The 20052-nt window shown below is 67.7% G+C and carries 12 protein-coding genes and 3 rRNA genes; 4 read left to right on the top strand and 11 right to left on the bottom strand.

Annotation, left to right across the window (positions count from 1 at the left end):
* The first annotated feature begins 45 nt into the window (after positions 1-45).
* The 3 genes from B5P21_RS03625 to B5P21_RS03615 all read left to right on the top strand — a co-directional run bounded on the left by B5P21_RS03625 (position 46) and on the right by B5P21_RS03615 (position 1400).
* Positions 46-498, top strand: coding sequence for a GNAT family N-acetyltransferase (locus tag B5P21_RS03625; protein ID WP_015491133.1), 453 nt, complete (start codon positions 46-48; stop codon positions 496-498).
* 3 nt (positions 499-501) lie between these two features.
* Positions 502-822, top strand: coding sequence for an MGMT family protein (locus tag B5P21_RS03620; RefSeq protein WP_045529539.1), 321 nt, complete (start codon positions 502-504; stop codon positions 820-822).
* Positions 823-962: 140 nt separating this feature from the next.
* Positions 963-1400, top strand: a complete 438-nt coding sequence (locus B5P21_RS03615; RefSeq protein ID WP_236688710.1) for a hypothetical protein — start codon at positions 963-965, stop codon at positions 1398-1400.
* Positions 1401-1492: 92 nt separating this feature from the next.
* On the opposite strand, the gene B5P21_RS03610 is transcribed toward B5P21_RS03615, so the two are convergent.
* The 11 genes from B5P21_RS03610 to sucC all read right to left on the bottom strand — a co-directional run bounded on the left by B5P21_RS03610 (position 1493) and on the right by sucC (position 18905).
* A complete protein-coding gene (locus B5P21_RS03610; RefSeq protein WP_094170770.1) occupies positions 1493-3301 on the bottom strand; it encodes an ABC transporter ATP-binding protein in 1809 nt (602 codons plus the stop codon).
* Positions 3298-5145 carry an ABC transporter ATP-binding protein gene (locus tag B5P21_RS03605; RefSeq protein ID WP_094170769.1) on the bottom strand — a complete coding sequence of 616 codons (1848 nt, stop codon included), beginning with the start codon at positions 5143-5145 and terminating at the stop codon, positions 3298-3300. Before B5P21_RS03605 ends, B5P21_RS03610 begins: the two co-directional genes overlap by 4 nt.
* Before the next feature lie 596 nt (positions 5146-5741).
* On the bottom strand, positions 5742-6926 hold the full coding sequence (ddaH, locus tag B5P21_RS03600; RefSeq protein WP_080939337.1) for a dimethylargininase: 1185 nt from the start codon (positions 6924-6926) through the stop codon (positions 5742-5744).
* 354 nt (positions 6927-7280) lie between these two features.
* Positions 7281-7397: ribosomal RNA gene (gene rrf, locus B5P21_RS03595) — 5S ribosomal RNA — on the bottom strand.
* Between the two features lie 116 nt (positions 7398-7513).
* Positions 7514-10633: ribosomal RNA gene (locus tag B5P21_RS03590) — 23S ribosomal RNA — on the bottom strand.
* 428 nt (positions 10634-11061) lie between these two features.
* Positions 11062-12582 (bottom strand): 16S ribosomal RNA (locus tag B5P21_RS03585).
* The 16S, 23S and 5S rRNA genes sit together here, the layout of an rRNA operon.
* A 578-nt stretch (positions 12583-13160) precedes the next feature.
* Entirely contained in the window at positions 13161-14786 is a 1626-nt protein-coding gene (gene purH / locus B5P21_RS03580; protein ID WP_045529546.1) for a bifunctional phosphoribosylaminoimidazolecarboxamide formyltransferase/IMP cyclohydrolase, read from the bottom strand.
* A complete protein-coding gene (purN, locus tag B5P21_RS03575; protein ID WP_045530561.1) occupies positions 14783-15376 on the bottom strand; it encodes a phosphoribosylglycinamide formyltransferase in 594 nt (197 codons plus the stop codon). Before purN ends, purH begins: the two co-directional genes overlap by 4 nt.
* Before the next feature lie 9 nt (positions 15377-15385).
* Entirely contained in the window at positions 15386-16666 is a 1281-nt protein-coding gene (locus tag B5P21_RS03570; protein ID WP_045529548.1) for a cell division protein PerM, read from the bottom strand.
* Between the two features lie 160 nt (positions 16667-16826).
* Positions 16827-17714: a succinate--CoA ligase subunit alpha gene (sucD, locus tag B5P21_RS03565; protein WP_045529550.1), complete on the bottom strand. Its 888-nt coding sequence runs from the start codon at positions 17712-17714 to the stop codon at positions 16827-16829.
* A gap of 27 nt (positions 17715-17741) precedes the next feature.
* A complete protein-coding gene (sucC, locus tag B5P21_RS03560) occupies positions 17742-18905 on the bottom strand; it encodes an ADP-forming succinate--CoA ligase subunit beta (RefSeq protein WP_045530563.1) in 1164 nt (387 codons plus the stop codon).
* 247 nt (positions 18906-19152) lie between these two features.
* Here sucC and B5P21_RS03555 point away from each other — a divergent pair, with 247 nt between their 5' ends.
* Positions 19153-19974: an oxygenase MpaB family protein gene (locus B5P21_RS03555; RefSeq protein WP_045529552.1), complete on the top strand. Its 822-nt coding sequence runs from the start codon at positions 19153-19155 to the stop codon at positions 19972-19974.
* Positions 19975-20052: the final 78 nt, after the last annotated feature.

Genomic DNA, 20052 nt, shown 5'->3' with positions numbered 1-20052 from the left:
CCACGGCACCTGGCCCGACGGAGGCCCGCCCGATACCCTGTGCCCATGAGCGACATGACACTCGAAGAGCTGAGCGCCCGCACGATCGTGGCGGCCAACACGCTGACGCTCAAGCCGGGGCAGGAGAACTACGTCGCCCCTGTGTCGCACTCCATCGCCGAGGCCTACGTCAACCCGACCACCGCCTGGCCGCGCGTGGTCGTGGAGGACGGCGAGGTCGTCGGCTTCATCATGGGCAACTTCGACCCCGAGGCCCACGAGGAGATCTTCCGCAGCTGCATCTGGCGCATCAACGTCGACGCCGACGCGCAGGGCCACGGCGTGGGCCGCTTCGCGGTCCTCGCGCTCGCGGACGAGGCGCGCTCGCGCGGCTTCGACCGCCTCACGGTCGTGTGGGAGCCGGGCGAGGACGGCCCGGAGGAGTTCTTCACCCACGTCGGCTTCGAGGTCATCGGCGAGACCCAGTACGGCGAGGCCATCGGCGCGCTGGCGCTCTAGCGCGTGGCCGTCTTCGCCACCCCCGGCGAGTACACCGACCGCGTGCTCGAGGTCGTCGCCGAGATCCCCTCGGGCCGCGTCATGACCTACGGCGACGTCGCCGCCGTGTTCGGCCGCCGCGGCGCCCGAGCCGTCGGCATGGTGCTGCGCTACCACGGTTCCGGGCTGCCCTGGTGGCGCGTGCTCCGGGCGGGCGGGCACCCGCCGACCGGGCTCGCCGACGAGGCGCGCTCCCGCTACGAGGCCGAGGGCACGCCGCTCCTCGACGCCCCGACGGCCGCGGGCTACCGCGTCGACCTCGCGGCGGCCCGCTGGTTCCCGTGATCCGCTGACGCACGACCACCAGCCGTCCGCCGTCCGCCGGCCGCCGTCCGCCTGACGGCCGAGCACGGGTCATGCTCCGGGACCACGGTCGGGGCCTCGCGGCCGATGCGCGGAGCACTCCGCTCCGCTGGACTGGGAGTATGCCCCGCACCCGGTCCCTGCGTGCCCTCGCCGCCGCGCCCCTCGCGATCGCGCTCGCGCTGACCCTCGCCGGCTGCGGCGCGGCGAGCGCCGTCGGCGGCATGACCACCCCGGCGGACGCGCGGGCCTACGCCACGGCGGCGGACGCCGACGGCCGCATCCCGGCGTGGATCCCCGTGGACGCGACGGACGTCCGCATCACGACGTCGCTCCGCGGCGAGGGCGCGATCCTCGAGTTCCGCTCCGCGACGCCGGCCGACCGGATGGGCTGCGCCGCCGCGCCCGCCGACGCTCCCGCGCCGGCCGTGCAGGACACCTGGTGGCCGGATCCCTCCCCCGCCGCGGCCATGACGTGCGGCGACGGCTGGCTGACCGCCGCGGACGGCGACGCCGTGCACGCATGGCTGCCGAAGGGCTCCCCCGCGCTCGACCTCTGATCGCCCGGGGCCTCTGATCGCGCGGGGCCGGGACGCGACGCGGCCCGGTGCCTCCCCCTGGGGGACGCCCGGGCCGCGGCCGCGCACCGGCGCTAGACCAGCGACTCCCGCCAGGCCGCGTGCAGCTGCGAGAAGCGGCCCGTGCCCTGGATGAGCGCGTCCGGCGTCCCGTCCTCGACGATGCGGCCCTGCTCCATGACGAGCACGCGGTCCGCGATCGCGACGGTGGAGAGCCGGTGCGCGATGATGATCGCCGTCCGGTCCGCGAGCAGCGTGGTGAGGCCCTGCTGCACGAGCCGCTCGCTCGGGATGTCGAGCGAGCTCGTCGCCTCGTCGAGGATCAGCACCGCCGGGTCCGCGAGGAACGCCCGCGCGAAGGAGATCAGCTGGCGCTGCCCCGCCGAGACCCGGCCGCCGCGCTTGTTCACGTCCGTGTCGTACCCGTCCGGCAGCGACTCGATGAACGTGTGCGCCCCCACGGCCTCCGCGGCCGCCTGGATCTCGCCGCGGGTCGCGTCGGGCTTGCCGATGGCGATGTTGTCGGCCACGGACCCGGAGAAGAGGTACGCCTCCTGCGTCACCATGACGATGGCGCGGCGGAGGTCCTTCGGGTGCAGGTCGCGGAGGTCGATCCCGTCGAGCGCCACGCGCCCGTCGGACGGGTCGTAGAACCGCGAGATGAGCTTCGCGAGCGTCGTCTTGCCCGCGCCCGTGGATCCGACGAGCGCGATGGTCTGCCCCGCCGGCATGTCGAGGTCGAAGCGCGGCAGGATCGTCTTGCCCGTGCCGTAGCCGAACTCGACGCCCTCGAACGAGACGTGGCCCGTGGACTCCCACAGGTCGACCGGCTGCACGGGATCCGGCACGCTCGGCTCCTCCTCGAGCACGCCCGAGATCTTCTCGAGCGCGGCCGACGCCGACTGGTAGCTGTTGTAGAACATCGCCATGTCCTGCGCCGGCCCGAAGAACTGGCGCGTGTACAGCACGACCGCGAGCAGCGCGCCGATGCCGAGCTGCCCGTCCGCGACGCGGAGGCCGCCGACGAGCAGCACCACGGCGACCGTGATGTTGCCGATGAGGATGAGGCCCGGGTCGAAGATGCCGAACACCTGGATCACGCGCATGTTGGTGTCGCGGTAGCCCTCCACGTGCTCGGAGAACTCCTCCGCGTTGCGCTTCTCCTTGCGGAAGGCCTTCACCGCGCGGATGCCCGTCATGGTCTCCACGAAGTGCACGATCAGCCGCGCGGACTTCACGCGCGTCTGGCGGAACAGCGCCTGCGACTTCACGGCGAACCAGAGGCTCAGGAAGAACAGCGGCACGAGCGCCGCGAGCAGCACGAGGCCCGACACCCAGTCGAAGGAGAACAGCGCGATCGCGGTGAACGCCATGTAGAGCGCGCCCTGCACGAGCTGGTTGATGCCGCCGTTGAGGAGCTCCCGGATGGAGTCGAGGTCGCTCGTCTGGCGGGAGATGATCCGGCCCGACGTGTACGTCTCGTGGAACTCCAGGCTGAGCTTCTGCGTGTGCAGGAACATGCGCTTGCGGAGGTCGAGGAGGATCTCCTGCGCGATGCGCGCCGACATCACCTGGTACTTCGCCACCAGCACGGCGCCCGTGACCGCGACCAGGACGTACGCGCCGATCACGAGCGCGAGCAGCGTGGCGTCGCCCGTGTCGAGCAGCGACGGCAGCGCGCGGTCGAGGCCCACGCCGATGAGGGCGGGGCCGGCGACGTTCGCGGCCGTGGCCACGAGGATCGTCGCGGCCGTGAGGATCAGCGTCCGCTTGACCGGTTGGATGGTGCTGACGAGCAGCTTCGTCGACCGACGGCGGATCTGCTTGCTCTCGGCGCGGGAGAAGTCGTCCCTCTCCTCGCCGGTGACTCCGGTGACGCTCATGCTGAGGCCTCCTCGCGCACGGTGATCCCTTCCACGTCCAGGCTCGAGATGACGAACCGGTAGTGCTCGCTCGTGGCGAGCAGGTCGGAGTGCCGGCCGACCGCGATGATGCGGCCGTCCTGCATGAGCGCCACCCGGTCCGCGAGCATCACGGTCGAGGGGCGGTGCGCGACGATCAGCGCGGTGGTGGACGCGAGCACGCGGCGCAGCGCCGCCTCGACGAGCGCCTCCGTGTCGACGTCGAGCGCCGAGAGCGGGTCGTCGAGCACCAGCACGTCCGGCGCCGCCGCGACCGCGCGGGCGAGCGCGAGCCGCTGGCGCTGCCCGCCGGAGAGGCTCAGCCCCTCCTCGCCGACGGTCGTCTCGACGCCGTCGGGCAGGTCGTGCACGAAGCCGGCCTGCGCGATGTCGAGCGCCTCCTGGAGCACCCGCTCGGCCTCGGGCCCGCCGTCGGCGAGGTCGGGGCGGCCGAGCAGCACGTTGTCGCGGACGGTCGAGGAGAACAGCGTCGCGTCCTCGAAGGCCATGGCGATGCGGCGGCGGAGCTCCTCGAGCCCGAGGTCGCGGATGTCCACGCCGTCCAGCTCGATGCTGCCGCCCGTCACGTCGTAGAGCCGGGTCGTGAGCGCCGTGAGCGTGGACTTGCCGCAGCCGGTGACGCCGACGAGCGCCATGGTCTCGCCCGGCTGGAGGTCGAGGTCCACCCCGTCGATCAGGTCGGGTTGGCCCGCGACGGCGTCCTGGTAGCGGAAGCGCGCGCCGCGGAAGACGAGGTGGCCGCGGGGCTCCTGGATGCGCACGGGCGTCGCGGGATCCGTGATCACGTCGTCCTCGTCCATCACCTCGAAGTAGCGGTCGATGGCCGTGCGCGCGTCGAAGGTCATCGACAGGAGGAAGCCCACCGACTCGATCGGCCAGCGCAGCACCGCGGCGGTCGCGAAGAACGCCACCAGGTCGCCCACCGAGATCTGCCCGCCCGCGGCGAGCAGCACGCCGCCGAGCAGCGCCAGCGCGAAGGTCAGGTCGGGCACCAGCAGCAGCCACAGCCAGATGCCGGCGATGGCCTTCGCCTTCGTGATCTCCGTGCCGCGCAGCTCCTCCGCCTGCTCGGCGAACGCGTCGTGCATGTGCTTGCCTCGGCCGAACGCCTTGAGCACGCGGATCCCGTGGACAGACTGCTCGACGCTCGTGGCGAGGTCGCCGGACTGGTCCTGACTGAGCCGCGCCACCGAGGAGTACTTCTGCTCGAAGAGGTAGCCGTACACCCAGAGCGGGATGGAGCAGACGAGGAAGCCGAGGCCCAGGCGCCAGTCGATGGCGACCAGGAACCCGATGCCCACGAGGATCGTGAGGATGTTGACGATGAACAGCACCAGGCCGAAGGCCATCCACCGGCGGATGAGGTTGAGGTCGCTGACCATGCGCGACAGGAGCTGGCCGCTCTGCCACCGGTCGTGGAACGCGACCGGGAGCCGCTGCAGCTTCCGGTAGAAGGCGTTCCGCATGTCCGCCTCCATGAGCGTGCCGGGCTTCAGCACGAACCAGCGGCGGAGGGCGATCATGACCGCCTCGAGGATCCCGAGCCCGAGGATCAGGAGCACGGCGGGCACCACGGCCGCGGAGTCGCCGTCGCCGAGCGGCCCGTCGACGAGCCCGCGGAGGATCTGCGGGATGACGAGCGACAGCAGCGAGCCGACGAGCGCCACCACCATGCCCGCGATGATGCTGGGCATGGCGGGCCGGGCGAACGGCAGCAGCCGCATGAGCACGGCGACGGTGCCGGGACGGGGGCCGTGCCGCTCGGACGGCGCCGGGTCGGGCGATGCGGGCGGGGAGGTGGACACGTGTCATTCCTTCAAGTAGTCGACCGATGTGCGGCCGGACGTGCGGGGAGGACGCGCGCGTCGGGACGCGTGCGTCGGAGGATCGGAGGCGGGTGGCGCTCGGGGAGCGGGCGGGTTCCCGCCGGGGTGGGCGAGGCGGGATCGGCAGGACGGACGCGGGGTCCGTGCGACCGCGGCACGTGACCACCGCCATCCCGCGCGGGGACGGCGACGCCGCGGGACGAAGGCGGCACGGCCGGCCCGACCGGTGGAGGTCGGCGGCCGCGCACGCGACGCCGGGGCGTCGCGCGCGACCGGCAGCTAGCGGAGCGGGCCGCGGGACGCCGGGGCCACGGCAGCGGCCGCCGCGCCCATCAGGCTCGAGGTCGTGCGTGCGTCTGTCGTCGATGTCGTGGTCATGACACCCTCCCTGGCTGCGTATGCGATTCACGTGTGGGCCGCACCGGCGGACCACGTGAGTGGCCGCTCCAGGCAGCCTTCCAGGATATGGACGACGCGACGCATGCACAAGAGCCCGGCCCGCATCCGAGGATGCGGGCCGGGCTCAGGTCGTGCGACGCGGACGTCGGGCTACGCGACCGCACGGGCCATCGCGGTCAGCCGATGCGCACCGACAGGCAGGTGACGCAGCCCTCGAGCTTCTCGAACTCGCTGATGTCGACGGAGACGACCTCGTAGCCCAGGGTGCGGAGCAGGTCGGCCGTGCGGGGTGCCGCGGCCGAGAGGAGCAGACTGTGGTCGTCGAGCACGACGACGGCCGTCCCCTCCGCCTCGGGCACGGGGAGGAAGGACGGGAACAGACGCGTCTCGTCGACCAGCGGCTCGTACCCGATGACCGTGCCGTCCGGGAGCGCGGTGACCTGCGACTTGAGGTGGAGGGTCCTCGTGACCGGGACGCCCACCACGGCGTATCCGAGCGGCACGGCGATCTCGCGCAGGCGCTGGATCCCCGCAGCGTTGGTCCGGCTGCTCGCCCCGACGTAGAGCGTGCGCCCGACCTCGAGCACGTCCCCGCCGTCGATGGTCGCGGGCAGGTCGATCGACGTCACCTCGAGGTCCATGTCCTCGAGCGCGCGCTCCACGCCGGCGCGCTCGCCGCGGCGGGAGTCCGCACCGGAGGTGAGGAGCACGGCCGTGGTGCCGAGGACCAGGACCGCGTCCTCCACGAAGACCGAGTCGGGGTGGTCGTCGGCCGGCGGCACCTCGCGGGTGGACCACCCGCTCTCCTCGAGCGCGAGCACGTAGCGCTCCCACTGCTGGTCGGCGAGCTCGGAGTCGACAGGACGGCGGTCCAGGTGCGTCAGCTCGCCCTCGGCGAGCCGGGAGGAGGGGATGCGCACGAGCGCGACGCGCTCCCGGGCGACCGCGTCGCCCCCCGATCCCCCGAGCCGGATCCACAGACGTCGACCCAGGAGGACCGACGCGAGCGAGACCCCGAGCACGAACATGAGGTTGAGGCCGAGGAGCGTCTCCAGCAGCGGGCCGACGATGTCACCGGTGATGGTGGCGCCCTGGCCCATGGCACCGACGAGGCTGCCGATCAGCGCGCCGACGACCGCAGCGATCACGGAGCCGAGGATCGACGTCCACAGCCGGCGATGCATCCCGATGCCCGCGAGGGCGGCGAGGAGCACGAATGCCACGAGCGTGTGGACGGTCCAGTAGTCGAGCAGGGTCACCAGGACCGCGGCACCCGGCTGGTTGGCGCTGAAGAGCGTCAGGACGCTGAAGAGGAGACCGAGGATCGCGGAGACGCCCGCGGAGACGAGGGCCGCGGACAACGCCCTGCCAAGCGGGACGCCGGCGCTCGCCCGCGCGGATCTCGGGTCTGTCTTCCGGGTGATCGCGGGTGCACGGGATGCGTCCCCCGCCGCGGGGTCTCGGGGCTGGCCGGGCGTGCGGTCGTTCTCGCGGGATTCGGTCACGAACGACGACGATAACGGCACCTGTTATGACCGCCATGTGAGGGGGCTGACAGGCACCAGACCGACGGACGGCCGGAAATGCACGTCCATGCAGCCAGCGCGCGGGGCGGGGCCGTCGTCGGACCGCCCGCCTCCGCTCGCACTGCCCGTTAACGCGGCAAGGCCCGCCGCACGATGTGCGACGGGCCTCCCCGATCATTCTCAAGTTAAGTCCGGCGGTGTCCTACTCTCCCACAGGGTCCCCCCTGCAGTACCATCGGCGCTGAGAGTCTTAGCTTCCGGGTTCGGAATGTAACCGGGCGTTTCCCTCTCGCTATGGCCGCCGAAACACCTCACACACACCCCGAAGAGCATGAAATCTGTGATGAATCGACCAGTCAAGCTGGTTGTTCAATTGATACCCGACCGTATATCGGGAACCACATAGTGGACGCAAGCAAAGTGTTTTCAAGATATCGGCTTATTAGTACAGGTCAGCTCCACGAGTCTTTAGTCCTCGCTTCCACATCCTGCCTATCAACCCGGTAGTCTAGCCGGGAGCCTTCACCCTGAAAGGGATGGAAATCTCATCTCGAAGCCGGCTTCCCACTTAGATGCTTTCAGCGGTTATCCGTTCCGAACGTAGCTAATCAGCGGTGCTCCTGGCGGAACAACTGACACACCAGAGGTTCGTCCATCCCGGTCCTCTCGTACTAGGGATAGATCTTCTCAAATTTCCTACGCGCGCAGCGGATAGGGACCGAACTGTCTCACGACGTTCTAAACCCAGCTCGCGTACCGCTTTAATGGGCGAACAGCCCAACCCTTGGGACCTACTCCAGCCCCAGGATGCGACGAGCCGACATCGAGGTGCCAAACCATGCCGTCGATATGGACTCTTGGGCAAGATCAGCCTGTTATCCCCGAGGTACCTTTTATCCGTTGAGCGACAGCGCTTCCACAAGCCACTGCCGGATCACTAGTCCCGACTTTCGTCCCTGCTCGACTTGTCAGTCTCACAGTCAAGCTCCCTTGTGCACTTACACTCGACACCTGATTACCAACCAGGTTGAGGGAACCTTTGGGCGCCTCCGTTACTCTTTAGGAGGCAACCGCCCCAGTTAAACTACCCACCAGGCACTGTCCCTGAACCGGATTACGGTTCGAAGTTAGATATCCAGAGTGACCAGAGTGGTATTTCAACAATGACTCCACCCGAACTAGCGTCCGAGCTTCACGGTCTCCCACCTATCCTACACAAGCCACACCGAACACCAATACCAAGCTGTAGTAAAGGTCACGGGGTCTTTCCGTCCTGCTGCGCGTAACGAGCATCTTTACTCGTAGTGCAATTTCGCCGAGTTCGCGGTTGAGACAGCTGGGAAGTCGTTACGCCATTCGTGCAGGTCGGAACTTACCCGACAAGGAATTTCGCTACCTTAGGATGGTTATAGTTACCACCGCCGTTTACTGGGGCTTAAATTCTCAGCTTCGCACTTGCGTGCTAACCGTTCCTCTTAACCTTCCAGCACCGGGCAGGCGTCAGTCCGTATACATCGTCTTGCGACTTAGCACGGACCTGTGTTTTTAGTAAACAGTCGCTTCCCACTGGTCTCTGCGGCCTTCAAACGCTTCAGGAGTAAATCCCTACACGCCTCAGGCCCCCCTTCTCCCGAAGTTACGGGGGCATTTTGCCGAGTTCCTTAACCACGATTCTCTCGATCTCCTTAGTATTCTCTACCTGACCACCTGAGTCGGTTTGGGGTACGGGCGATTGGAACCTCGCGTCGATGCTTTTCTCGGCAGCATAGGATCACTGATTTCGTCCGTGAGGACTACCCATCGGGTCTCAGGCTTAATAGAAGACGGATTTGCCTATCTTCTGCCCTACATCCTTAGACCGGGACAACCATCACCCGGCTCAGCTACCTTCCTGCGTCACACCTGTTAATACGCTAAACGCCCCAGCGTAGGGTCGTGTGCTAGGCCAAGACCGTCACCCCGAAGGGATCGAATCAAGGATTCAGACACTTAGCATTACTGGATTGTCTTGGGCGGTTCTTCATCGGTACGGGAATATCAACCCGTTGTCCATCGACTACGCCTGTCGGCCTCGCCTTAGGTCCCGACTTACCCAGGGCGGATTAGCCTGGCCCTGGAACCCTTGGTCTTTCGGAGGACGGGTTTCTCACCCGTCTTTCGCTACTCATGCCTGCATTCTCACTCGTGTGGCCTCCACGGCTGGTTCACACCGCCGCTTCGCTGGCCACACGACGCTCTCCTACCCATCCATACGGCTGGACCACGAAGGCCTGCCTATAATATAAATGCCACAACTTCGGTGGCGTGCTTGAGCCCCGTTACATTGTCGGCGCGGAATCACTTGACCAGTGAGCTATTACGCACTCTTTCAAGGGTGGCTGCTTCTAAGCCAACCTCCTGGTTGTCTATGCAACTCCACATCCTTTCCCACTTAGCACGCGCTTAGGGACCTTAGATGGTGGTCTGGGTTGTTTCCCTCTCGACGATGAAGCTTATCCCCCACCGTCTCACTGCTGCGCTCTCACTTACCGGCATTCGGAGTTTGGCTGAAGTCAGTAACCTTTTGGGGCCCATCGTCCATCCAGTAGCTCTACCTCCGGCAAGAAACACGCAACGCTGCACCTAAATGCATTTCGGAGAGAACCAGCTATCACGAAGTTTGATTGGCCTTTCACCCCTATCCACAGCTCATCCCCTCCATTTTCAACTGAAGTGGGTTCGGTCCTCCACGACGTCTTACCGTCGCTTCAACCTGGCCATGGATAGATCACTTCGCTTCGGGTCTAGAACATGCAACTCATACGCCCTATTAAGACTCGCTTTCGCTACGGCTGCCCCTCACGGGTTAACCTCGCCACATATCACTAACTCGCAGGCTCATTCTTCAAAAGGCACGCTGTCACACCAACAAGGGCGCTCCAACGGTTTGTAAGCAAACGGTTTCAGGTACTATTTCACTCCCCTCCCGGGGTACTTTTCACCTTTCCCTCACGGTACTTGTCCGCTATCGGTCATCTGGGAGTATTTAGGCTTATCAGGTGGTCCTGACAGATTCACACGGGATTTCTCGGGCCCCGTGCTACTTGGGATACTCTCCGGACAGGCGACGACATTTCGACTACGGGGTTCGCACCCTCTATGACTGGCCTTTCAAGACCATTCGTCTATATCGCGCTCATTGCCCTCACAGCTCGGTAGAACTGTACGGAAAGTCCCGCAACCCCGACCATGCAACTCCTACCGGATATCACACATGATCGGTTTGGCCTCTTCCGGTTTCGCTCGCCACTACTAACGGAATCGCTTTTGCTTTCTCTTCCTGTGGGTACTGAGATGTTTCACTTCCCCACGTTCCCTCAACCCGCCCTATATATTCAGGCGGGAGTCACCAGGTCACCCAAAGGGCCTGGCGGGGTTTCCCCATTCGGAGATCCTCGGATCACAGCTCTATTATCAGCTCCCCGAGGCTTATCGCAGATTTATACGTCCTTCTTCGGCTCCAGATGCCAAGGCATCCACCGTTTGCTCTTAGAATCTTGAAATCACATGAGATTGATTCGTTTCGCCTCCCCTAGAGGAGACAGAATTGACCAATGATCTATAAATAGATCTTTGTGATCCACCGGAAACCCGGTGAATCTAAGATGCTCGCGTCCACTGTGTAGTTCTCAATATACGGGCGGTACCCCACCACCATCCACTCCGGGACGACGGAAAGGGCCCGACAAGAAACCAGACACACCCCGAAAGATGCGGCCCGGTCCCTCAGGACCCAACAGCGTGCAACATGCCCTCGACACACCAGACCACGTTCCCACCCCACAAGGAGGCGTACTAGCAGCCCGACACATCAGCCGGCATCAATATCAATGTTCCACCCATGAGCGCCACCACCAGGACATACGCCTGACGCGTGACTTGGCACCCGTGATCTCCCTGTATACAGAGGAGAGGTGCACATGCTCCTTAGAAAGGAGGTGATCCAGCCGCACCTTCCGGTACGGCTACCTTGTTACGACTTAGTCCTAATCACCGATCCCACCTTCGACAGCTCCTCCCTTGCGGTTAGGCCACTGGCTTCGGGTGTTACCGACTTTCATGACTTGACGGGCGGTGTGTACAAGGCCCGGGAACGTATTCACCGCAGCGTTGCTGATCTGCGATTACTAGCGACTCCGACTTCATGAGGTCGAGTTGCAGACCTCAATCCGAACTGAGACCGGCTTTTTGGGATTCGCTCCACCTTACGGTATCGCAGCCCTTTGTACCGGCCATTGTAGCATGCGTGAAGCCCAAGACATAAGGGGCATGATGATTTGACGTCATCCCCACCTTCCTCCGAGTTGACCCCGGCAGTCTCCTATGAGTTCCCACCATTACGTGCTGGCAACATAGAACGAGGGTTGCGCTCGTTGCGGGACTTAACCCAACATCTCACGACACGAGCTGACGACAACCATGCACCACCTGTATACCGACCTTGCGGGGCACACATCTCTGCATGTTTCCGGTATATGTCAAGCCTTGGTAAGGTTCTTCGCGTTGCATCGAATTAATCCGCATGCTCCGCCGCTTGTGCGGGCCCCCGTCAATTCCTTTGAGTTTTAGCCTTGCGGCCGTACTCCCCAGGCGGGGAACTTAATGCGTTAGCTGCGACACGGAGACCGTGGAATGGTCCCCACATCTAGTTCCCAACGTTTACGGCATGGACTACCAGGGTATCTAATCCTGTTCGCTCCCCATGCTTTCGCTCCTCAGCGTCAGTTACGGCCCAGAGATCTGCCTTCGCCATCGGTGTTCCTCCTGATATCTGCGCATTCCACCGCTACACCAGGAATTCCAATCTCCCCTACCGCACTCTAGTCTGCCCGTACCCACTGCAGACCCGAGGTTGAGCCTCGGGATTTCACAGCAGACGCGACAAACCGCCTACGAGCTCTTTACGCCCAATAATTCCGGACAACGCTTGCACCCTACGTATTACCGCGGCTGCTGGCACGTAGTTAGCCGGTGCTTTTTCTGCAGGTACCGTCACTTTCGCTTCTTCCCTACTAAAAGAGGTTTACAACCCGAAGGCCGTCATCCCTCACGCGGCGTTGCTGCATCAGGCTTGCGCCCATTGTGCAATATTCCCCACTGCTGCCTCCCGTAGGAGTCTGGGCCGTGTCTCAGTCCCAGTGTGGCCGGTCACCCTCTCAGGCCGGCTACCCGTCGTAGGCTTGGTGAGCCATTACCTCACCAACAACCTGATAGGCCGCGAGTCCATCCCCAACCGAAATTCTTTCCACGACCAGACCATGCGGCCAATCATCATATCCGGTATTAGCTACCATTTCTAGCAGTTATCCCAGAGTCGGGGGCAGGTTACTCACGTGTTACTCACCCGTTCGCCACTGATCCGCCAGAGCAAGCTCTGACATCACCGTTCGACTTGCATGTGTTAAGCACGCCGCCAGCGTTCGTCCTGAGCCAGGATCAAACTCTCCATAAATGCTTAAACGCACGACCACCCGAAAGCAGTCGGCACATCTAAAGCCAGACGTGAACGGGAATCGAACACGAACCAGCAAGTTTGAAACCGACAGAACAAATCATTACTGACTTGCTTGTTTGTTTAAATTGTATTCCAAAGGAATCCGAAACGAGCATCCGAAGGACACCCGCAACGGGTATTTGGCATTTGACATTGTGCACGCTGTTGAGTTCTCAAGGAACGGACGCTCCCGACACCGACCATCACAGCCAACCATCGGAGCTCACACTCCACCGCTCCCCGTGGGAGTGATCCAGACCACAAGGCCCAGCACTCACGTCGAAAGCAGAATCAGACCCTAGCTCAGTTGATGGTAAACACGCAACCCTCAAGGCCGCGGCAACTTCTGTTTCACCAGGATCATCACCCGCCAGAACAGCTCCGGAAGCCTTTCAGCTTCCCGCCCGTTCCGGCGACAAGAGAAGACATTACGCGGACCACCCCACCCCCCGCAAAACAACCCGCATCCCGGGCGTGTCGCGACAGCCTCCCGCGGCCGGCGCGGCGGCGGCCCCGTGGGACCGCCGCCGCGGGCATCAGTGGAAGAAGTGGCGCTCCCCCGTGAAGTACATGGCGACGCCGGCGGCGCGGGCGGCCTCGACGACCTCCTCGTCGCGCACCGATCCCCCGGGCTGGACCACCGCGCGGACGCCGGCGTCGAGCAGGACCTGCAGTCCGTCGGCGAACGGGAAGAACGCATCGGACGCGGCCACCGATCCGGACGCCCGATCGCCCGCGCGCTGCACGGCGAGCTGGCAGGAGTCCACCCGGTTGACCTGGCCCATGCCGACCCCGACGGAGGCACCGTGGTGGGCGAGCAGGATCGCGTTCGACTTCACCGCGCGGCAGGCCTTCCACGCGAACTCCAGGTCCGCGAGCGTCTGCTCGTCCACGGCGTCCCCGGTGGCGAGGGTCCACGACGCCGACAGGCGCGTTCCGTCCCCGGGGAACACGTCCCCGGACTGCACGAGGTAGCCGCCCGAGATCTGCCGGGCTTCGAGGTCCTCGCGGTGGTACCCCTCCGGGAGCGTGAGCAGGCGCAGGTTCTTCTTCGTCTTCAGCAGCGTGAGCGCGTCCTCGTCGAACCCCGGCGCGACGAGGACCTCGGTGAATATCTCCTTCACCGTCTCCGCCATGCCCAGCGTGACGGTGCGGTTGGCCGCGATCACTCCCCCGAACGCCGAGACGGGATCGCAGTCGTGCGCGCTGCGGTGCGCGGCGGCGATCGCGTCCACCGCACGGGGCGCGGCGACGGCGATGCCGCACGGGTTCGCGTGCTTGATGATGGCGACCGCCGGCTCCGCGAAGTCGTAGGCGGCACGGACGGCGGCGTCCGCGTCGACGAAGTTGTTGTAGGACATCTCCTTGCCGTGCAGCTGCACCGCCTGGGCGATGCCGGCCCCGTCCGGCCGCCGGTAGAGGGCCGCGTCCTGGTGGGAGTTCTCGCCGTACCGGAGCACCTGGGCGAGCTCGCCCCCGACGTCCCAGCTCGCGGGCCATCCGGTGCCGGCCTCCCCCGACGCATCGGGGCCGACGACCGTCGACCGGAAGTAGTCCGCGACCGCGCGGTCGTAGTCGGCCGTGTGCGCGAAGGCCGCGGCCGCCAGGCGACGCCGCTGCTCGAGGGTGGTCCCCCCGGCGCGCACGGCCTGGATCACCTCGTCGTAGCTGGACGGGGACACGACGATCGCCACGTTGGCGTGGTTCTTGGCGGACGCGCGCACCATGGCGGGGCCGCCGATGTCGATCTGCTCGATCACGTCCGACGCGGGGGCGCCCGACGCGACCGTCTCGACGAACGGGTAGAGGTTCACGACCACCAGCTGGAACGGCGAGATGCCGAGCTCCGCCAGCTGCACCTCGTGCGACTCGAGCCGGAGGTCGGCGAGGAGGCCCGCGTGCACCGCGGGGTGCAGCGTCTTGACGCGGCCGTCGAGCGACTCCGGGAAGCCCGTCACGTCCTGCACCTGCGTGACGGGGAGGCCCGCCTCGGCGATGGTGCTGGCAGTGGATCCGGTGGAGACGATCTCGACCCCGGCCTCCGCGAGCACCTGAGCTAGCTCGAGCAGCCCGGTCTTGTCGCTGACGGAGACGAGGGCGCGAGCCACCCCGATGCCGTCTCGATCGCGGAACAGGGACGGGTCGTGACGGGGTCCGCTCATGCCGGGGACAGCTCCTTGAGGTCGATGGTACCGAGGGAGATCGCGCGCACCGTGTCGACGAGGAGCCTGCGCTCCACGACCTTGATGCGCTCGTGCAGGGTGTGCTCGGTGTCGTCCGGTTCCACCGGCACGCGCTCCTGCGCGAGCACCGGCCCCGTGTCGACCCCGGTGTCGACGACGATGATGGACGCTCCGGAGCTCGTGGCCCCGGCGACGATGGCGTCCCGGACGGCGTGGGCCCCGGGGAACTCCGGCAGGTACGCCGGGTGCGTGTTGACGATGCGAGGCGCGAACGCCGCGACGGCGCGGGGCGGGAGGAGCCGCATGAAGCCGCTGAGGATGACGAGGTCGGGCTCCCAGCCCGCGATGGCGGCCGCGAGCTCGTCGCCCCATGCCGCGCGGTCGGGGAAGCTCGCGAACGGGACCGTGAAGGTCGGGATGCCGCGCTCCTCGGCGAAGAGGAGGCCGTCGGCGTCGCGATCGGCTCCGACCGCGATCACCCGAGCCGGGTAGTCCGCGTGGTCGGCCGCCTCGAGGAGGGCGTGGAGGTTGGTCCCGCTGCCGGAGATGAGGACGACCAGGTTGAGCACGCGCACAGCCTATCCGCGTCCCTCGGGGCTGCGCCGGACGAGGGGGGCCATCAGGCCGGAGACGAACATGCCCGCCACGGACGCGACGCCGACCTCGAGGAACGCGACGAGGAGGATCCACCCGGCCGCCGGGCCCACGTCGGCCAGCCGCCCCGGTCCGGCGGCACCGCCGGAGAGGACCGCGAGCAGGGCGAGCACCACGGCGCCGACGAGGCCCATGCCGAGTCCCGCTACGAGGAACCACGGCCAGCGCCGCGCCTCGGGCTCGGGGATCCGCGCGACCCGCGGTGACAGCGCGACCGCGGCCACGAAGGACACGACGACCGGGACGAGGATGCCGAGGTAACCCAGGTCGAAGGCCCCCTGCGGCAGGACCCCCAGGACCGGCACGGACGGGATCGGGCCGACGGTCGTGCCGAGCGGCGAGATGGACGACCCGGTGCCCAGGGCGAAGCCGGGGCCGATGAGCCACGACGCCGCCCACATCACGAGGTTCGGCAGGAGCGCGATCTGCGCCAGCGTGAGGGCGACGCCGCCGACGATCCCCGTCTGCAGCGTCTCGTAGAGGGTGATGACGGTCGCGTACTGGAGGCCCAGCAGCACCGCGACGACCACGGCGGAGATCGCCACGACCCCGAACGCCGCGGCCGCTCCCCCGCGGACGGCCGTGGCGGCGACGGATGTCGCGCCGTCCGGCAGGCGGTCGAACGCGTCGCGGGCGCTCCGGATGGCGCCGGCCGCGCGGCCGGACGACAGGGACCCCCACCACCGACGGGCCCTCGCCCGATCGGCGCGCGCGATCCCGCCGACGAGGAGGCCGAGCGCGAGGACCAGCGTCGGCAGGATCGCCCCGCGCCCGACGGCCGGGGAGACGCCCTCGTGCTGCGCCGCGAGCGCGAGGCCGAGGGACAGCACGGCGGTGGTGGCCACCGCGGAGACGGCTCCGACGCCGGGGTGGTCGGTCTCGACGATGCGGCGGCCGGCGCGGATGCCGAGGAGGAGCGTGAGGAGCGCGAAGCCCAGGGGCGCGAGCGTCAGCGCGAACGGCGCGTCGACGCCCGGGAGGCCCAGGGAGGAGGCGAGCGACGGATCCAGCGACGCCGTGAGCGGCACGCCGTGCCCGAGGAGCCACAGGTCCACCGCGGTGCGCGCGAAGACGCCCCAGTCGATCTGCAGGTCGTACTGGCCGGCCCACAGCGCCGTGAGCGGCACGAGGGGCAGGGCGACGCCGACCCCCACCACCAGGAGCGCCTCGAGTGCCGCGAACAGGGCGGTTGCGTGTCGGTTCATGCCTCGACGACCCTACCGGCCGGGCCATGCGCGACCCGTCCGGCGACGGGCGCGCCGGAGCATCGGCGGGCCGATCCGCGGGTGGAGGACCCGGGCACGACGACGGCCCGCATCCACCGGGGATGCGGGCCGTCGTGGTGCGCTCGCGAGCGCGCCGGCGCTACAGGGCGGCGAAGACCTCGCGGAGGAGGTTGGCCGTCTCGGTCGGCGTCTTGCCGACCTTGACGCCGGAGGCCTCGAGGGCCTCCTTCTTGCCCTGCGCCGTGCCGCTGCCGCCGGAGACGATGGCGCCGGCGTGGCCCATGGTCTTGCCCTCGGGAGCGGTGAAGCCCGCGACGTACGCGACGACCGGCTTGGTGACGTGCGCCTTGATGTACTCTGCCGCGCGCTCCTCGGCGTCGCCGCCGATCTCGCCGATCATGACGATGGCGCGCGTCTCCGGGTCGGCCTCGAACGCCTCGAGGGCGTCGATGTGCGTCGTGCCGATGATCGGGTCGCCGCCGATGCCGATGGCGGTCGAGATGCCGAGGTCGCGCAGCTCGAACATCATCTGGTACGTGAGCGTGCCCGACTTCGACACGAGGCCGATGGGGCCGACCTCGGTGATGGTGGCGGGGATGATGCCGGCGTTCGACTTGCCGGGGCTGATGATGCCGGGGCAGTTCGGGCCGACGATGCGCGTCTTCCCGCCCGTGCTCTTGGCGTGCGACCAGAACTCCGCGGAGTCCTTGACGGGGATGCCCTCGGTGATGACGACCGCGAGCGGGATGGCGGCGTCGATCGCCTCCACCACGGCGCTCTTGGCGAAGGCCGGCGGGACGAAGATGACCGACACGTCGGCGCCCGTCTCCGCCATGGCCTCGGCGACCGAGCCGAAGATCGGGAGCTCGACCCCCTCGATGGTGACCGTGCTGCCCGCCTTGCGCGGGTTGACGCCGCCGACGACCTTGCTGCCGGACGCGAGCATGCGGCCCGCGTGCTTGGTGCCCTCGGAGCCCGTGAGGCCCTGGACGATGATCCTGCTGTTCTCGTCGAGAAGAATCGACATGTTCGTGTTCCTGTTCTCTCTCGGGAGTTACGCGGCGGCCAGCTCGGCGGCCTTGTCGGCCGCCTCGTCCATGGTGCCGACGACGGTGACGAGGGGGTGGGCGCGCTCCTCGAGGATGCGGCGACCCTCCTCGACGTTGTTGCCGTCGAGGCGGACGACGAGGGGCTTGGTGGCGGCGTCGCCGAGCTTGTCGAGCGCGCCGACGATGCCGTTCGCGACCGCGTCGCACGACGTGATGCCGCCGAAGACGTTGACGAAGACGCTCGTGACCTGCTCGTCGCCGAGGATGACGTCGAGGCCGGCGGCCATGACCTCGGCCGACGCTCCGCCGCCGATGTCGAGGAAGTTGGCCGGGCGCACGCCGCCGTGCTGCTCGCCGGCGTAGCTGACGACGTCGAGCGTGGACATGACGAGGCCCGCGCCGTTGCCGATGATGCCGACCTGGCCGTCGAGCTTGACGTAGTTGAGGTCGGACTCCTTGGCCTTGGCCTCGAGCGGGTCGGCGGCGGCCGCGTCCTCGAGGGCGGCGTGGCCCTCGTGGCGGAAGCCGGCGTTCTCGTCGAGCGTGACCTTGCCGTCGAGGGCGATGATGTCGCCCGACTCCGTGAGGACGAGCGGGTTGACCTCGACGAGCGTCGCGTCCTCGTCGCGGTAGACCCACCAGAGGCGCTCGAAGACGGGCGCGACCTTGGCGATGAGCTCCTCGGGGAACGAGGCGGCGCGGGCGATCTCCTCGGCCTTGGCGGCGTCGATGCCGGCGACCGGGTCGATCTCGATGCGGGCGAGCGCCTCGGGGCGCGTGACCGCGAGCTCCTCGATCTCCATGCCGCCCTCGTAGCTGGCGAGGCACAGGTAGGAGCGCTCGGCGCGGTCGAGGAGGATCGAGAAGTAGAACTCCTGCGCGATGCGGGCTCCGGCCGCGACCATCACGCGGTGCACGGTGTGGCCCTTGATGTCGAGCCCGAGGATGGACTGCGCCGCCTCGTGGGCCGCGTCGGCGCTCTGGGCGACCTTGACGCCGCCGGCCTTGCCCCGGCCTCCGGTCTTCACCTGCGCCTTCACGACGACGGTGCCGCCCAGCTTCTCGGCCGCGGCGCGCACCTCCTCGGCGGTGTCGGCGACGATCCCCGGGAGGACCGGGACGCCGTAGGACTCGAAGAGGTCCCTGGCCTGGTATTCGAAAAGATCCACGCGTGTCATCCCATCCGCACCCGCGCTCGGCGGTTACGTGCGTCGTTCGAGGCTGCGGTGCCACGACCGTCTGGTGGCGGCACCCGGTGTGTTGCGGCTGGCCGACGCGTCCGCCGCCCACCTGCGTGGGCCGGACCGCCGCGTCGACGACCGTGGAGAGCCTATCGGGTCGCGGGTGGACCGGTCCGGGTGCGCCGGGACCGTGCGCCGGCGCGCGATGGGCGGCCTGGGGAGGGAGACTGGGCGGATGAGGTCGAGGACGCATCCCGCGCGTCGGCCTGGCGGATCCATCCGGGACATCGCGGGCGAGGGCATCCTCCTGGCAGCGGGAGCGCGGGCGATCCTTCTCCAGGTCGCGGACCCGGCCGTGGCCCGCGGCGTGGCCGAGCACAGCGACTTCGCGTCGCGGCCGCTCGACCGGCTCGAGGGCACGCTCGGCTACGTCTACGCCGTCGTGTTCGGCTCCCCCGAGGAGGTCGCGCGCGCCCGGCGGATCGTCGGGCGGGCGCATGCACCGGTCCGGTCGACGGACGCAGCGGCGGACGGCTCGGCGCCGGCCTACTCCGCCTACGACCCGGAGCTGCAGCTCTGGGTGGCGGCGACGGTGTACCAGTCGGCCATCACGATGTTCGAGCTCTGCTTCGGCCCGCTGCCCGACGAGGCGGCCGACAGGATCCACCGGCAGTACGCCGTCCTCGGCACGGCGCTGCAGGTGCCGGAGGGGATGTGGCCCGGGGACCGCCGGGCGTTCCGCGCCTACTGGGACGAGCGGATCGCGACGCTCGAGCCGACGGCGGACGCGCGGCGGATCGCGGGGACGCTGCTCGACGGACGGGGCGCTCCTCCCGCGGTCCGCGCGGTCATGCCCCTCGTGGCGCTCGTGACGGCGGGGCTCCTGCCGCCGCGGATCCGGACGGGCTTCGGGATGCGATGGGACGCGCGGCTCGAGCGGCGCTGCGCCCGCCTCCTCGCGCCCGTCCTCGCCGTCTACCGGGTGCTGCCGCGCGTCGCGCGAGAGGCGCCGCGCTCGGTCATCACGCGCAGGTACCGCCGCCGCGCCGTCGGATAGGGCGCGTCCGGGCCGCTCCTGCACAGGCGCGTGGTCGCAGGAGCAGTCCACGGCCCTCCGCACGGGCGACGCGACCGA

This window comes from Clavibacter michiganensis subsp. insidiosus (assembly GCF_002240565.1).
Classification (GTDB): domain Bacteria; phylum Actinomycetota; class Actinomycetes; order Actinomycetales; family Microbacteriaceae; genus Clavibacter; species Clavibacter insidiosus.
The sequence above is the reverse complement of the archived record's forward strand: the minus strand, read 5'-3'. Positions and strand labels throughout refer to the sequence as shown.